This is a genomic window from Stenotrophomonas sp. YJH_SMC_33, from assembly GCF_059372295.1.
Map to the genome: position 1 here is coordinate 212,550 of NZ_JCAFVJ010000001.1, position 15,162 is coordinate 227,711.

Genomic DNA, 15,162 nt, shown 5'->3' on the forward strand with positions numbered 1-15,162 from the left:
GGCGACTAGCCGTAGCCGCCGTGCACCGGGTTGTGGCTGCGCACCGCCATCACCAGGCCGAAGCCGGCCAGCAGTGACACCGCCGAGGTACCGCCGTAACTGATCAGCGGCATCGGCACGCCCACCACCGGCAGCAGGCCGGAAATCATCCCGCCGTTGACCAGTACGTAGACGAAGAACGCCAGTCCGGTGGCCCCGGCAAGCAGGCGCGAATAGGAATCGCGCGATTGGCTGGCAATCCACAGGCAACGCCCGATCACCAGCAGGTACAGCGCCAGCACGGTGGCCACGCCGATCCAGCCGAATTCCTCGCTCAGCACCGAGAACGCGAAGTCGGTGGTCTGCTCGGGAATGAAGTTCAGGTGCGACTGCGAGCCCTCGCCCCAGCCCTTGCCATCGAAGCCCCCGGAACCGATCGCGATCTTCGACTGGATGATGTTCCAGCCGGCGCCAAGCGCGTCCATTTCCGGGTCCAGGAACATCATGATGCGGTCCTTCTGGTACGGCCGCAGCAGCCAGAACCAGGCCACCGGCGCGACCGCGGCCACGCCGCCTACGCCCAGCCCAACCCACCACCACGGCAGGCCTGCCAGCAGCAGCACGAACACGCCACTGGCGGCGATCAGCACACCGGTGCCGAAGTCCGGCTGCAGCATCACCAGGCCGGTCGGTACGCCGATGATGACCAAGGCCACGAGCACGGTATTGAAGCGCGGTGGCAGCGGCATCCTGTGCAGGTACCAGGCCACCATCATCGGCAGGCTCACCTTCAGCAGCTCGGCCGGCTGCAGGTAGAAGAACTTCAGGTCCAGCCACTGCCGGCCATACTTGCCGGTGCCGAGCACGAACACCGCCAGCAACGGAATCATCGAGATCGCATAGATCATCGGCGTGGCCGAGCGGATGCGCAGGATAGGCACGCGCGAGATGCCCCACAGCGCCGCCATGCCCACCGCGAAGCGCGCGCCCTGGGCCATCACCAGGCTGTCGCCTCCGGCACTCTTCAGGGTCGCCAGGCCGATCACCATCAGCGCGCCGAGGGCCAGGCACAGCACCCAGTCCAGCGTACTGAAGAAGCGGCGCAGCATGTCGCCGGCCCAACGCAGGAACACTCTCATCGTGCGGGCTCCGCAGGGGTCGGCCGTGGCGTGGCCGGCAACGCGGCGGCCTGCGCATCCGGCTGCGGCGCGGGTGCAGGCGCCGGTGCAGGCACGCCGATCAGCACCGGATGTTCTCCCACCTGCGCAGCGGCAAGATCGCCGGCCTGGCGCGCGCTCGCGTCTTCGTTGTCGAACGCGGTGGCGCCGATGGCAGTGGTGCCGCGCTCGCTGTCCAGCGGCTGCATGCCTTCGGGCATCTTGCCCAGCAGGTAGGCATCGAACACCTTGCGGGCGATCGGCGCCGCGGCTGAACCACCGTAGCCACCGCCTTCCACCGCCACCGCAATCGCGATCACCGGGTTTTCGACCGGCGCGAAGCCAACGAACAGCGCGCGGTGGCGCAGGTGCATCGGCAGGCTCTTCGGGTTCACTGCAGCAGTGCCCTTGCGGCTGATGACCTGTGCGGTACCGGTCTTGCCGGCCATCACGTACGGCGCACCCACCGCCACGCGCCAGCCGCTGCCGCCGGGCCGCATGGTCGCCATCATGCCCTCGCGCACGGCCTGCACGTTGTTGGGGTTGGGGCTGATCGGCTTGCTTTCGCCGGCCGGCATTGCCGTCCAGTCGCTGTCGAATCCTTCGCGCTGCTGGATCACCAGGTGCGGGGTGCGCAGCTGGCCGTCGGCCAGCGCGCTGACGCCGCGCGCCAGCTGCAGCGGGGTGACCTTCCAGTCGCCCTGGCCGATGCTGATGTTGACCGTGTCGCCCGGGAACCAGGCTTCCTTGCGGGTCTTCCGCTTGTAGGCCGGCGACGGCAGGATGCCGCCGATTTCGCCGGTGAGGTCGATGCCGGTCGGCTGGCCGAAGCCGTAGTACTCCATGTAATGGTCGAAGCGCTCGATGCCCAGGTCCAGCGCCAGCTTGTAGTAATAGGTATTGACCGATTCGGCGATCGACTTGCGCAGGTCGGTCCAGCCGTGGCCGCCGCGATGCGCATCACCCCAGCCACGTGAAGTGCCGGGCAGGTAGAACATGCCGGTGGACAGCACCTTGTCTTCCGGGCGGCGCACGCCCGAATCCAGGCCGGCCAGGCCGATCAGGGGTTTCAGCGTGGAACCGGGGGCGACGCCACCGAGCACCAGGCGGTTGAACTGCGGCCGCGACGGGTTTTCGTTCAATGCCTTGAAGTCGGCATGGGAAATGCCGTTGACGAACAGGTTGGGGTCGTAGGACGGCAGGCTGACCATCGCCAGCACTTCGCCGGTACGCGGGTCCATCGCCACCGCCGAGCCTTCCTGGTCGCCGAAGGCAGCCACCATCGCGCGCTGCAGGTCGGCGTCGATCGACAGCCGCAGGTCCGCACCGGACTGCGCGGCCACCCGGCCGATGGTGCGGATCGCGCGGCCCTGCACGTTGGTCTCGACCTGTTCATAGCCGACCCGGCCACGCAGCTGCTGCTCGTAATAGCGCTCCAGGCCGGATTTGCCGATGTGGGTCAGCGCGGCATTACCTTCGCCGAGGATTTCCAGATCCTTGTCATCGACGCGACCGACGTAGCCGATGATGTGCGCGAACAGATCGCCATACGGGTAGCGCCGGGTCAGGTAGGGTTCCAGCTCGACCCCCGGGAAACGCCAGCGGTCGACGGCAAAGCGCGCCATCTCCTCGTCGCTCATGCGCAGCTTCAGCGTGACCGGCAGGAACTTGCGGCGCGCCTTGCGCGACTTGTTGAACGCTTCAAGCTCTTCCGGGCTGATGCTGATGATCTTCGCCAGCCCTTCCAGGGTGGCGTCCATGTCCTTGACCTTGTCTGGGGTCACGTCCAGGCGGAACGCCGGCACGTTCTCGGCCAGCAGGCGGCCATTGCGGTCGTAGATCATGCCGCGCCCGGGCACCACCGGCCGCGGCTTGATGCGGTTGGCTTCCGAGCGCGTGGCATAGACGTCGTGGTCCAGCACCTGCAGCTTGAAGTACCAGCCGCCCAGCCCCAGCAGGCAGACCAGCACGCCCAGGAAACCGAGCGCCGCGCGACGGCGGAACTGCTCGGCTTCGGCGTGTGGATTCTTGACCTGGCGGCGCGGAATCATGGCTCAGCGCCCGCGCTTGCCGAAGCGCACCGCGTCCAGCAGCACGAACACCAGCGGCCACAGGCCCATGCCCAGCAGCGGGGCCCACCAGTACGACCACGGCAGGGTCGGTTCGCCCACCAGGATGTGCACCAGTGCGCTGACGATGCGGTCGTTGAACAGCAGGCCGCCGATGGCCAGCATCTGCTGCGACATCGGGAAGAAGCGGATGCGCGCGCGGAAGCGCTGCAGGATGAAAGCCAGCATCACCAGCCGAAGTGCCTGTTCGCCGAGGACACCGCCGTACAGCAGGTCGGCGATGACGCCGCTGGCGAAGGCGATGCCCAGGCCGACGCGCTCGGGCGCTTCGATGACCCAGTACGCCAGCACCAGCGCCAGCCAGTACGGGCGCAGCGGCTGCAGCAGCGCCGGCAACGGCAGCAGGCCCAGCAGCAGCGCCACCACCAGGCTGGCCGGCAGCACCCATGGGTTGTCGCGCAGGCGGCTCATCGCTGCGCCTCCGGCGTGGTCGGGTGCCGGCCAGCGGCCGGCACTACCGGAGCAGCAGGATCAGGGGAGGATGCGGGGGCAACAGACCTCGTTTGCGACGAGGGCTGTTGCCGGCCAGCGGCCGGCACTACCGGGGCGCTGACCGGAGCTGGCGTCGATGCCGCTGGCGCGGTTCCCACGGGCACGGTGGCGCCGGTGGCCGGGCCACCCGGGGCGGTTTCTTCCAGCTGCAGGCGCAGCTCCGGCGGAATGCGGATCGCCGCGCCCGGGCGCAGCAGCAGCACGTCGCGGCCGCGGTCGAGCTGCGCCGCCGGCTTCAGTTCGCCGACCAGGAAGGCATGGGTGTCGTCCGGTCGCAGTGCAGTGATGGTGCCGACCGGGAAGCCCGCCGGGAAGCGGCCACCGAGGCCGGAGGTGACGATCTCATCGCCCACTTCCACCCCGGCGCTGAGCGGAATATCGCGCAGTTCCAGCGTGTCGCCGCGGCCATAGACGATCAGGCGAACGCCGTTGCGGGCCACGGTAACCGGCACGGCATGGTCAGGGTCGGTCAGCAGCAGCACGGTAGAGGTGCCGCCGGTGACGCTGATCACCTGGCCCATCAGGCCGCCGGCGTCGATCACCGCCTGGCCGACATGCACGCCCTCGCGGCTGCCGGCATCGAGTACCAGGCGCTGTTTGACCGGGTCCAGGTCGATGTCCAGGATCGGCGCCAGCTGCACGTCCAGGCCACTGCGCTCGGCCACGTTCAGCAGTTCGCGCAGCTGGGCATTGTCCAGTGCGGCGGTCTGCAGGCGGGTCAGGCGCGCGTTGGCCAGCAGCAGCTGGTTGCGCAGTTCGCGGTTTTCGGTGACCAGCTGGCTGTGGCTGGCGGCGGAATCCTTGACCTGGTTGCCGAGCTTGCCGGGCAGGCCGGCCAGTGCCCAGACCGGCTGCACCAGGCTGTTGGCCTGCTCGCGCAGGCGCGCCAGCCAGCCGGCCTGGTCATCGAGCACGATCAGCGTGATGGCCAACGCGAGATAGGCCAGCAACCGCAGGGGGCTGGCGGCATCACCGGATCGGGAGGCGACGGGAGGACCGGCGTAGGGCGGCACGGCAACGATTCAACTGGCAGAAGGCGGAAGGGAAACACGCGGGCGCCCCGCCGGTGCCGGCCCGCCATCACGGCGGGCCGCACCCCGGAAGGGCGCGGCGGGCAGGAACGGCCGGGACGGCTTATTCCGGCGCAAAGAACTCGTTGCCGTGCATGTCCACCAGCTCCAGCGCACGACCGCCGCCGCGGGCCACGCAGGTCAGCGGATCGTCGGCCACCTGCACGTGCAGGCCGGTTTCCTCGGAGATCAGGCGGTCCAGGTCGCGCAGCAGGGCGCCGCCACCGGTCAGCACGATGCCGCGCTCGGCGACGTCGGCGCACAGTTCCGGCGGGGTCTGCTCCAGCGCCAGCTTCACCGCGCTGACGATGCCCGACAGCGGTTCGTGCAGGGCCTCGAGCACCTCGTTGGAGCTGATCTTGATCATCTTCGGCACGCCCTCGGCGAGGTTGCGGCCGGAGATTTCCATCTCGATCACTTCCGCCTGCGGGTAGGCGCAGCCCAGCTCGACCTTGATGCGCTCGGCGGTGGCTTCACCGATCAGCATGCCGTGGTTGCGGCGCACGTAGTTGGTGATGGACTCGTCGAAGCGGTCGCCGCCGATGCGGACCGAGGCCGAATAGACGATGCCGTTGAGCGAGATCACCGCCACTTCGGTGGTGCCGCCGCCGATGTCGATGACCATCGAGCCACGGGCTTCGGTGACCGGCATGCCGGCGCCGATCGCGGCGGCCATCGGCTCTTCGATCAGGAACACGTCACGGGCACCGGCTTCCTCGGCCGATTCCTTGATCGCGCGGCGCTCGACCTGGGTCGAACCGGCCGGCACGCAGACCAGCACGCGCGGGCTCGGGCGCAGCACGCGCGACTTGTGCACCTTCTTGATGAAGTGCTTGAGCATCGCCTCGGTGTAGGTGAAGTCGGCGATGACGCCGTCCTTCATCGGGCGGATGGTGGTGATGTGGCCCGGGGTACGGCCCAGCATCTGCTTGGCTTCGGCGCCTACGGCTGCCACCGAGCGGGTGCCACCGATGGCACGGTCCTGGCGCACGGCCACGACCGATGGCTCGTTCAGTACGATCCCCTGCCCGCGCACGTAGATGAGGGTGTTGGCCGTGCCCAGGTCGATGGACAGGTCGTTGGAGAACATGCCACGGAGTTTCTTGAACATCTGAGGAAGGAGTCCTGAGGGGTGTCGTGCCCGCCGCGGGATGGCGAAAAAATGGGCAGAAATCGAGGCCGACAAGCCTAGCAACCCGCCTGCCGCCGAGCAAGGAAAAAACTAGCTGAACCCGCGTCTTCACAGGCTTTCGGCCTGATCAGGTCTCACCCGGTTCTGGCCCTGAGCGGCACCAGCGGGTAACCTTTGCGCCGTCGGGCGCCCAAGGGCGCCGTTTGCTTGCCCGCTGAACCGGGCCGGCCCACCCCAAAATTCACCGCATAGGCTTACATCGATGTCCGCTCTGATCTGTGGTTCTCTTGCCTTCGACACCATCATGGTGTTCCCGGACCAGTTCAAGAATCACATCCTGCCGGACAAGGTGCACATCCTGAACGTGTCGTTCCTGGTCCCACGCATGCGCCGCGAGTTCGGCGGCTGCGCCGGCAACATCGCCTACAACCTGCACCTGCTGGGTGGCCAGCCGATCCCGATGGGCACGGTGGGATCGGACTTCGGCCCGTACCGCGAGTACTTCGAAGGCCTGGGCATCGACCTGTCGCGCGTGCGCGTGATCGATGAGCTGTTCACCCCGCAGGCGTTCATCACCACCGATCACGACAACAACCAGATCACCGCCTTCCACCCGGGCGCGATGATGCGTTCCTACGAGAACCACGTGCGTGGCGTGCCGGGCGTGACCCTGGGCCTGGTCGGCCCGGACGGCCGCGAAGGCATGATCCAGAACGCGCAGGAATTCCACGAGGACGGAATCCCGTTCATCTTCGACCCGGGCCAGGCCATGCCGCTGTTCAACGGCCCGGAGCTGCGCGCGTTCATCGATCAGGCCGACTACGTGGTGGTCAACGACTACGAGTCGAACCTGCTGCAGGAGCGCACCGGCTGGGACGAAAAGGAGATCGTCAGCCGGGTCAAGGCCTACATCACCACCCGTGGCCCGAAGGGTGCGGTCATCCACACCCCGGAAAAGAGCTACGACATCCCGCCGGCGCACGAGCGCCGCGTGGTCGACCCGACCGGCTGTGGCGACGCCTTCCGCGCCGGCCTGATCTACGGCATCCAGAAGGGCTACGACTGGCTGACCATCGGCCGCATGGGCAACCTGATGGGCGCGCTGAAGGTCGAACACCCGGGCACGCAGAACCAGCGCTTCACTTTCGATGAGTTCAACGAGCAGTTCAAGCAGCAATTTGGCTACGCGCTTAGCGCGTAACCAAATTGCTCGCGCATTCCACCTTATCCCCGCGCCTTCGGCGCGCCCCCTTGAACAACAAGGGGCTTTCCACCCGATGCGCTGCTGGGAATGCTGTTGGTAGGTGTCGACCTTGGTCGACACACTGTTTGATTCCTGTAGAGCCGAGCCATGCTCGGCTTGCGCGCGCCAGCGCGATCTGACCGGAGAGCAGCCGAGCGTGGGCTCGGCTCTACATCATCAGGCGCCCTGCCAGGCAGCCAACAAGGCGCGGCAATCGGCGAAATGCCAGTCGGCACGGCCCGGCCACGGATTTTCCGGCAGATTGACCAGCACGGTGTGCGTGCCTGCGGCACGGCCGCACTCCAGGTCGTAGGCGTGGTCACCGACCATCACTGCCTCCGCAGCCCCGATCCCCCAACGCCGCAGATGCTGCTGCAGGCCATCCGGTGAGGGTTTGGGCACCGCTTCATCGCGGCCGATGATGTCGGCATCGTCGAACAACGCCCCGACCCCGATCGCGTCCAAGGTCAGCTTCGCCAGCGCATGATCATTGCGGGTCAGGATGCCGAGCCGGCAGCCTGCCGCCGACAACGCGCGCAGCAGCTTCAGCGCACCCGGTGCCGGCAGTGCGTCCTCGGCCAGCGCGCGCTCATGATCCAGCAGCCACGCGCGCTTGGCCTGCGCCGGTGCGTCCGGCAAGGCCGCAATATGGTCAAGGATGTCTTCCTCGGCCGCGATCTCCAGCGCGTGGCGGATCGCGGCGAAATCATGCACGGCGACGGTCAGCGTGCCATCCATGTCGAACACCCAGTGCCGGATCGCGGACAACGCGTGCACGGCGCTGCCCGCCGCAACGATCACTGCCACCACTGCGGCATGCGGCTGGCGTCGACGCCACCGGTTTCGAACACAGCGGTGCGGGTGCCACCGGCCTTGACCGGGAACTCGATGCTGATCGATTTGCCCTTGCGCGCCAGCTTCCACAGCGCCTTCTGGTCGGTGATGAACAGGGCAATGGCTTCATCGGTCTTCGGACGCCACGCCGCCATGGAAATCGGCTTGCCGTCGTCCACGGTTACTTTCACCGTGCACTGCGGGCAACGGAAATCGCCGGCCTGCAGCACCAGATACGCATGCCGCTTCCACTCCGGATGATCGCGGAACACCAGCTGCACCGGCTTGGCGCCGCTGCCATCCACGTCCACCCGTTCCTTGCTGTAGATCTGCGCCGAAACCTGGTTGCCCTTGTTGCCCACCGGGATCTGGTTGTACTGCCACAGTGCCTGCATGCGGCGCAAGTCGCGCGCGGCATCGCCCTTGGCCTTGACCTCGTCGAAGCCTGCGGCGATGCGCTCGGCGGCCGCGGTGTCCTTGTACTGGTCCAGCAGCGAGGCACCATGCAGGCGCGCGCGCTCCCAGTCCTGCGCGGCCACGGCCATGTCGTACTGCTTGGCCACGTCTTCGGCCTTGGCCTCCTTCTGCGCCTGCACGGCGGCTGCGGCGGCTTCCTTCGCCTTGCGTTCTTCCTCGGGGTTGCTGCAGGCGGCCAGCGCCAGCGTGCAGGCGGTGAGCAGGATCAGTCGTTTCATGGCGGAGGTCCTTTGCGAGTGCATCCCGATTCTATCGGCAGCGAAAAGCGGATACACCAACGGCGGGTTTCCCCGCCGTTGGTGGTGAAGCAGTGACCGGTTGCCGGCCAGCGGCCGGCACTACCGCTTACTTGGCTTCAGCCTTGGCCAGCATGTCCTGGACCGAGGCGGTGGTGATCGGGTGGTAGCCCGGCTTGGCCTTTTCGAAGGCCTGCTTGGCCAGCTCCAGCCCCTTCGGGGTCTTCACCAGTTCGGCGTAGATCGGCAGGATCAGCTTGCGACGGCCGACGCGCTCGATGAATGCCGCCGCGCCTTCATTGGCCTGCTCGTAGCCGCTGCGGATCGCCAGCGGGTACCAGCGCATGGCGATTTCGCCATTCGGGGTGCCGGTGAAGTGGAAGGCCTTGTCCAGCGTGGCCAGCTTGTCCAGCGGCTGGGTCGCGCCCAAGCCGTCGATGAAGCGCACCCATTCCTGGGTGCTCCAGTCGGCGATGACCTGGCTGCTGGGCACGGTGCCGGCGCTGGCAAAGGCGATGCGTGCGGTATCGACGCTGCTGAAGTTGCGCGACTGCGCCTTGGCCGCGAACGCCGGGATACCCGGCTCGTCCAGCCATGCCTTCAGTTCGGCCTCGGTCACTGCCGACGGATTCTTCGGCAGCAGGTTCTTCTTCATGTAGCCGACGAACTGGTCGGTGTTCGCGCTCTGGAAAGCATGGTCATCGAACCAGCCGCGCAGGAACGGATCGAAGGTCTCGCGGCCGAAGCGCTGCTCCAGGAACTCCAGGAACCATGCACCCTTGACGTAGGCGACCTGGCTGAGCGCTTCGTCGGGGTCGCGCTCGTTCAGCGGCGGCAGCGCCAGCGCCTGGTCGGCCGGGCTCATGTCCTTCACTTCGGCCAGCAGGTCGGTCTGGTCGATCTGCTTCTCCATCTCGGCCATCTCCTTGCCGTACAGGGCTTCGGTGATGCGGCCCTGGACGTAGGTAGTGAAGCCTTCATTGAGCCAGATGTCCTTCCAGCTGGCGTTGGTCACCAGGTTGCCCGACCAGCTGTGCGCCAGTTCATGGGCGACCAGCGAGACCAGCGACTTGTCGCCGACGATCACGGTCGGGGTGGCGAAGGTCAGGCGCGGGTTCTCCATGCCGCCGAACGGGAACGACGGCGGCAGCACCAGCATGTCGTAGCGGCCCCAGCGGTATTCGCCGTACAGCTTCTCGGCGGCACCGATCATCTTCTCGGTGTCCTCGAATTCCTTGGCGGCCTTGTTGACCATGGTCGGCTCGGCCCAGACGCCGGAGCGGCCGGAGATCGGCTCGAACACCAGGTCGCCGGCCGCGATGGCCAGCAGGTAGGACGGAATCGGCTGCGGCATCTTGAAGGTGTAGTCACCGTCACGCGCGGCCTTCGGATCGTTGTCGGCGCTCATCAGCACCATCACGTCCGGGCGCGAGACCACGTGCGCGCTGTAGGTGAAACGCACGCTCGGGGTGTCCTGCAGCGGCACCCACGAACGGGCGTGGATGGCCTGCGACTGGCTGAACATGAAGGGCAGCTTCTTGCCCTCGGTCATCGACGGCGCCAGCCACTGCAGGCCCGAGGCCGTCGGTGCGGTGTGGTAGCTCACTTCCACCTTGGCCGGCTGTTCCGGGGCCTCGATGGTCAGCTTGCTGCCGAACACCTTGTCAGCGGCGGCCAGCTCGAACTTCAGCGGGCTGCGCGCGCCGTCGGCGGCGACGGCCTCGACCTTGGACACGGTCAGCTCGCGGGTGTCGAGCACCAGCTGCCTGGCGTCCTTCTGCTTCCATTCCAGGGTGTAGGTGGCGGTGCCGCCGATCTGCTTCTGGTCGAAGTCCAGCTTCAGATCCAGCGCGATGTCCTTGATGACGACCTTGTCCGGCTCGGCGTACGAGCTTTCGTCGTGGCTGCGGTTCTCGGCGTTCACGGGGGCGGCAGGGGCCTTTGCGGCAGTCGGGGCGGCGGCGGGCGCGGCCGCCTCCTGGGAGCAGCCGGCGGCCAGGGCCACGGCCAGCGGAAGGAGCATCAGCGGATTACGCATGAATCGGGACCGTTACGGGGATCAAACCCCAATGGTAACTCCCTCCGGCCGCGCAGGCGTTGCGCGGTGCGGGGTAATGGCGGCCCACAGCACCGGTAGTGCCGGCCGCTGGCCGGCATCCGCACGGACGATGACCGGGCACGGGGATGCCGGCCAGCGGCCGGCACTACCCGGACACCGGGCTTACAGCTTGTAGCCGGAGTGGATCGAGACGATGCCGCCGGTCAGGTTCTTGTAGTGGCAGCGCTCGAAGCCGGCCTGCGCCATCATCGCCTTCAGTTCGTCCTGCGGCGGGTGCTTGCGGATGCTCTCGGCCAGGTACTGGTAGCTGTCCGAATCGTTGGCGAACAGCTTGCCCAGCTTCGGCAGGATCTTGAACGAGTGGAAGTCGTAGATCGGCTTGAACCAGTCCGCGGTGACTTCGGAGAACTCCAGCACGCGGGCCTGGCCGCCCACTTTCAGCACGCGGTACATCTCGCGCAGGCCAGCGTCCTTGTCGGTCACGTTGCGCAGGCCGAAGGCGATGGTGACCAGGTCGAAGCTGTTGTCCGGGAACGGCAGGGCCTCGGCGTTGCACTGCACGTAGTCCAGGCCCAGCACCAGGCCGCGGTTGGTCAGGCGGTCACGGCCGACCGACAGCATGCCGGCGTTGATGTCGCCCAGCACCACCGAGCCCTCGGCGCCGACGCGCTCCTTCAGCAGGGCGGCGATGTCGCCGGTGCCGCCCGCCAGATCGAGCACGCGGTCGCCCGGCTTCACCTGCGCGGTGGCCACGTAGTAGCGCTTCCACGCCCGGTGCACGCCCAGGCTCATCAGGTCGTTCATCAGGTCGTAGTTGCGCGCGACCGAGGTGAACACCTGGCCGACCAGCTTCTGCTTGTCCTTGGCGGCGACGTCGCGGAACCCGAAATGGGTGGTACCGGCTTTGTAGGGGGATTCGCTCATGGCCCCGATTATCGCACCGCCGGGGGCCAGCGGCACCCCCTGCCCGTATCATGGCGGGCCACGACTTACCGGAGCCCCGCATGATCACCACGCCCGACTACCAGGCCCTGCTGCAGACCGCCATCGCCGAAGCCCGCCAAGGCCTGGCCGAGGGCGGCGTGCCGATCGGCGCGGCCCTGTACCACAACGACGGCCGCCTGCTTGGCTGCGGCCACAACCGCCGCGTGCAGGAAGGCGACCCGTCGGTGCACGGCGAGACCGATGCGTTCCGCAAGGCCGGCCGCCAGCGCCGTTACCAGGACACGATCATGGTCACCACCCTGGCACCGTGCTGGTACTGCTCTGGCCTGGTGCGCCAGTTCAACATCGGCACCGTGGTGGTGGGCGAATCGCGCACCTTCCAGGGCGGCATCGACTGGTTGCGGGAAAACGGCGTCAACGTGATCGACCTCGACAACCAGGAATGCGTCGACCTGCTCGGCGATTTCATCAGCCGCCATCCGGACATCTGGAACGAAGACATCGGTGAATGAGCCACACACCGTCATCCGTTGAACCCGTTTAATGAACGCTTCAGTGCCGCCACCTCTTAGTGCGGACAGCGTTTGCGGCCATTGCCGTGACCGCGCGCACAGTCAGCTGGACTGCGTGCACACACTGCGGTAACACCCCACCCGGCTGACACGCCTAGGGTGGGGTTACCGGGGCTCGTTTCCCCGGCGGAGCCAGCCATGTGCGCGCACGCCGTACGACCTACGCCCGACCCGATCCTCGAATCCATCCGCGAACGCCTGCAGCAGCACTTCGCGCTGCACCGGCGCAGTGCGTCGTTCTGGAGTGCCTACCAGGGCCTGCAGCTGGAACTGGTGCGCGGCCAGCCACGCGATCACGAGCGACTGTGCAACGCGATGGCCACCATGGCCGAGCAGATGGGGGCGGTCGAGCACGCGCAACTGATCAGCAATCGCCACACCGGCTCCACATCCCGCTGACGCGGCATGCACCGGCAGATACGCCACACTCCGATGAACCCCCACTCCCTTTCCACTCAACCGAACTGGATTGTCATGCACGCTGAAGTCCCCACCATTCCTCCGGTCATCAACGTAGACGCCGAGCTTGACCACTGGCGCCGCCAGCATGCCGAGGGCGCACTGCCGCACAACTCGTTCGGCTCCTACGTGCCGTGGATCAAGTTCGCCTGTGATTCGCTGATCACCCAGCCGCGCGCCAGCGAGGCCGAACGTGACGAAATGTTCCAGACCCAGTACGCCCTGCAGATCATGCCGCGGCTGAGCGAAGCACAGGCCCGCGAGTTCGTCGACCTCTGCTGGCAGCACGTCTATCAGAGCAGCCCGGTGCGCAGCCTGCAGGCGCCACGACTGCAACGCATGCGCGCCTGACGGCCGCTGCACGGCGCCTCCACGCGCCACTGCCGATCATCCTCGTCACCTGGGTGGGACGACGACGATGAAAGCACGAAACCTGTTCAATACGATCGCCAAGAAGGCCGCGGCCGCCACGGGCTCGCCGTGGACCTTCCTGGCTGCAGTGGCGATCGTGGTGATCTGGGGCATCAGTGGCCCGGTGTTCGGCTTCAACGACACCTGGCAGCTGGTGATCAACACCGGCACCACCATCATCACCTTCCTGATGGTGTTCCTGATCCAGCACACGCAGAACGCGGACACCGCCGCGATGCAGATCAAGCTGGACGAGCTGATCCGGGCAACCGCCGAGGCCAACAACGAGCTGTTGGACCTGGAAGAACTGGACGAAGCGCGCCTGGAAGAGATCCGCGCCGAATACGAGCGCATGGCCCGCGAGGCCGGTGACGCGCTGCTGCGCGTGCGCGCCTGCCGCGCGGCCCCGCGCGATGATGAAGCGATCTGACGGTAGCGCCGGGCCATGCCCGGCGAGCACGAAGTGCGGTCCGTCCCAGACGTCAGGCATGCAGGAACGAAAAGCCGCCGGGCGTGGCCCGGCGCTACCGGTATCGAATTGCTGCTCAGCTGCGCTCGTGCCAGCCACCGCCCAGCACCTTGTACAGCGTGATGCGGTTGGCCTGCTGCGCCAGCCGCGCCTGCAGCTGGGTCTGTTGTGCGTTGTAGGCGGTACGTCGCGCATCCAGCAGGGTCACGAAGCTGTCCAGGCCCGCGTCGTAGCGCGCCTGCGACAGGCGGTTGGCCTGTTCGGCCGCTTCCACCAGGCGCTGCTGTGAACTCACCTGCTCGTCCAGGCTGACATTCAACGCCAGCGCATCGGCGGTTTCGCGGAAGCCCACCTGGATCGACTTCTCGTACTGCGCCAGAGCGATATCACGATCGGCGTTGGCGATGGCCAGGTTGGCGCGCAGCTTGCCGCCCTGGAAGATCGGCAGCGTGATCTTCGGCAGGAAGCTCCACACGCGCGTACCGCTGTCGAACAGGTTGGACAGTTCGCTCGAACCACTGCCGATGCTGCCGGTCAGCGAGATGCTGGGGAAGAACGCCGCGCGTGCCGCACCGATATTGGCGTTGGCCGCCAGCAGCTGGTGCTCGGCGGCCATGATGTCCGGGCGCTGCAGCAGCACGTCGCTGGGCAGGCCGGCCGGCGGCGGTGCCAGTGCCAGCAGCTGCGGTTCGATGCCGTCCGGCAGCAGTGCCGGATCGAGCTGGCCACCGGCCAGCAGCGCCAGCGCGTTGCGGTCCTGGGCCAGCTGGCCACGCAGGCGCGCAGCATCGGTGCGCGCGGTCTCGACCAGCGTGCGGGTCTGGGTCAGTTCCAGTGCCGAACTGCCGCCACGCTCGTGGCGGGCCTCGGCCAGGCGCAACGAATCTTCGTAGGTCTTCAGCGTGGCCTCGGCGATCTTCAGGCGCTGCGCGTCGGCACCATACGTCAGCCACGCAGTTGCGGTCTCGGCAACCAGGCTCAGCTGCGCGTTGCGGCGGTTGGCGGCCACCGCGAAGTACTGTTGCAGTGCCGCTTCACTGAGGTTGCGCACGCGGCCGAACAGGTCCAGCTCGAACTCGGCCACGCCGACACCGGCGGTGAACTGCTCGCTGACACCGGCATCGGTGCCCTGGCGCTGCATCTGGCCGGTAACGGCCACGCCGGGCACGCGATCAGCGCGCTGCACACGGTACTGGCCGCGCGCGCGTTCAACGTTGAGCACGGCCACGCGCAGGTCGCGATTGTTCTGCAGCGACTGCTCGATCACCTGCTGCAGGCGCGCATCGGTGAAGAAGTCGCGCCAGCCGACGGCGGCGGCATCGGCCACCTCGCCCTGCGCGGCCTCGGCCGGCCACTGCGCCGGGATCGCCGGGGCGACAGCGGTGTTCTTCGGCACCAGGGTGGAGCAACCTGCCAGCGCGAGCGCGGCGGCAATGGAAAGGAACAGGGATGCACTTTTCATGGGAATGACTTCCATCGGTACTGCCGGATGGCAGGA

Annotated in this window: 15 protein-coding genes; 5 read left to right on the plus strand and 10 right to left on the minus strand. The window is 67.2% G+C overall.

The genetic code is table 11. The features are described 5' to 3' along the window. Window positions 1-5: 5 nt before the first annotated feature. From rodA to AC5P9W_RS00955, 5 genes are all read right to left on the minus strand, one after another. Window positions 6-1,118 (minus strand): rod shape-determining protein RodA, encoded by a 1,113-nt coding sequence (gene rodA / locus AC5P9W_RS00935; RefSeq protein ID WP_019660682.1) that lies wholly within the window; start codon window positions 1,116-1,118, stop codon window positions 6-8. After that, a complete protein-coding gene (gene mrdA, locus AC5P9W_RS00940; RefSeq protein ID WP_021204560.1) occupies window positions 1,115-3,187 on the minus strand; it encodes a penicillin-binding protein 2 in 2,073 nt (690 codons plus the stop codon). The genes rodA and mrdA overlap by 4 nt, the downstream gene beginning before the upstream one ends. A gap of 3 nt (window positions 3,188-3,190) precedes the next feature. Then, window positions 3,191-3,676: a rod shape-determining protein MreD gene (mreD, locus tag AC5P9W_RS00945; RefSeq protein ID WP_021204559.1), complete on the minus strand. Its 486-nt coding sequence runs from the start codon at window positions 3,674-3,676 to the stop codon at window positions 3,191-3,193. Further along, the gene (gene mreC, locus AC5P9W_RS00950) at window positions 3,673-4,770 is read right to left on the minus strand and encodes a rod shape-determining protein MreC (protein ID WP_206621543.1); all 1,098 of its coding nucleotides are present in this window, start codon (window positions 4,768-4,770) and stop codon (window positions 3,673-3,675) included. Before mreC ends, mreD begins: the two co-directional genes overlap by 4 nt. A gap of 121 nt (window positions 4,771-4,891) precedes the next feature. Next, on the minus strand, window positions 4,892-5,938 hold the full coding sequence (locus AC5P9W_RS00955) for a rod shape-determining protein (RefSeq protein ID WP_005419402.1): 1,047 nt from the start codon (window positions 5,936-5,938) through the stop codon (window positions 4,892-4,894). Between the two features lie 283 nt (window positions 5,939-6,221). On the opposite strand from AC5P9W_RS00955, the gene AC5P9W_RS00960 reads away from it, so the two are divergent. Beyond that, window positions 6,222-7,160, plus strand: coding sequence for a carbohydrate kinase family protein (locus AC5P9W_RS00960; protein WP_019660686.1), 939 nt, complete (start codon window positions 6,222-6,224; stop codon window positions 7,158-7,160). A gap of 219 nt (window positions 7,161-7,379) precedes the next feature. Here AC5P9W_RS00960 and AC5P9W_RS00965 read toward each other — a convergent pair whose 3' ends face one another. From AC5P9W_RS00965 to ubiE, 4 genes are all read right to left on the minus strand, one after another. Further along, complete coding sequence (locus AC5P9W_RS00965) at window positions 7,380-8,000, minus strand: HAD family hydrolase (protein ID WP_031270516.1); 621 nt, start codon at window positions 7,998-8,000, stop codon at window positions 7,380-7,382. Next, on the minus strand, window positions 8,000-8,731 hold the full coding sequence (locus AC5P9W_RS00970) for a hypothetical protein (RefSeq protein ID WP_021203907.1): 732 nt from the start codon (window positions 8,729-8,731) through the stop codon (window positions 8,000-8,002). The genes AC5P9W_RS00965 and AC5P9W_RS00970 overlap by 1 nt, the downstream gene beginning before the upstream one ends. A 127-nt stretch (window positions 8,732-8,858) precedes the next feature. Beyond that, on the minus strand, window positions 8,859-10,787 hold the full coding sequence (locus AC5P9W_RS00975) for a M1 family metallopeptidase (RefSeq protein WP_021203906.1): 1,929 nt from the start codon (window positions 10,785-10,787) through the stop codon (window positions 8,859-8,861). 183 nt (window positions 10,788-10,970) lie between these two features. Beyond that, window positions 10,971-11,732: a bifunctional demethylmenaquinone methyltransferase/2-methoxy-6-polyprenyl-1,4-benzoquinol methylase UbiE gene (ubiE, locus tag AC5P9W_RS00980; protein ID WP_019660690.1), complete on the minus strand. Its 762-nt coding sequence runs from the start codon at window positions 11,730-11,732 to the stop codon at window positions 10,971-10,973. Window positions 11,733-11,812: 80 nt separating this feature from the next. Here ubiE and AC5P9W_RS00985 point away from each other — a divergent pair, with 80 nt between their 5' ends. The 4 genes from AC5P9W_RS00985 to AC5P9W_RS01000 all read left to right on the plus strand — a co-directional run bounded on the left by AC5P9W_RS00985 (window position 11,813) and on the right by AC5P9W_RS01000 (window position 13,625). Next, window positions 11,813-12,265 carry a nucleoside deaminase gene (locus tag AC5P9W_RS00985; protein WP_005419409.1) on the plus strand — a complete coding sequence of 151 codons (453 nt, stop codon included), beginning with the start codon at window positions 11,813-11,815 and terminating at the stop codon, window positions 12,263-12,265. A gap of 198 nt (window positions 12,266-12,463) precedes the next feature. Continuing rightward, window positions 12,464-12,724, plus strand: a complete 261-nt coding sequence (locus AC5P9W_RS00990) for a hypothetical protein (RefSeq protein WP_021203905.1) — start codon at window positions 12,464-12,466, stop codon at window positions 12,722-12,724. A gap of 75 nt (window positions 12,725-12,799) precedes the next feature. Beyond that, complete coding sequence (locus AC5P9W_RS00995) at window positions 12,800-13,135, plus strand: hypothetical protein (RefSeq protein WP_021203904.1); 336 nt, start codon at window positions 12,800-12,802, stop codon at window positions 13,133-13,135. A gap of 67 nt (window positions 13,136-13,202) precedes the next feature. Beyond that, entirely contained in the window at window positions 13,203-13,625 is a 423-nt protein-coding gene (locus tag AC5P9W_RS01000) for a low affinity iron permease family protein (RefSeq protein WP_010481401.1), read from the plus strand. 115 nt (window positions 13,626-13,740) lie between these two features. Here AC5P9W_RS01000 and smeF read toward each other — a convergent pair whose 3' ends face one another. Next, a complete protein-coding gene (gene smeF / locus AC5P9W_RS01005) occupies window positions 13,741-15,141 on the minus strand; it encodes a multidrug efflux RND transporter outer membrane subunit SmeF (protein WP_134729978.1) in 1,401 nt (466 codons plus the stop codon). Window positions 15,142-15,162 lie beyond the last annotated feature (21 nt).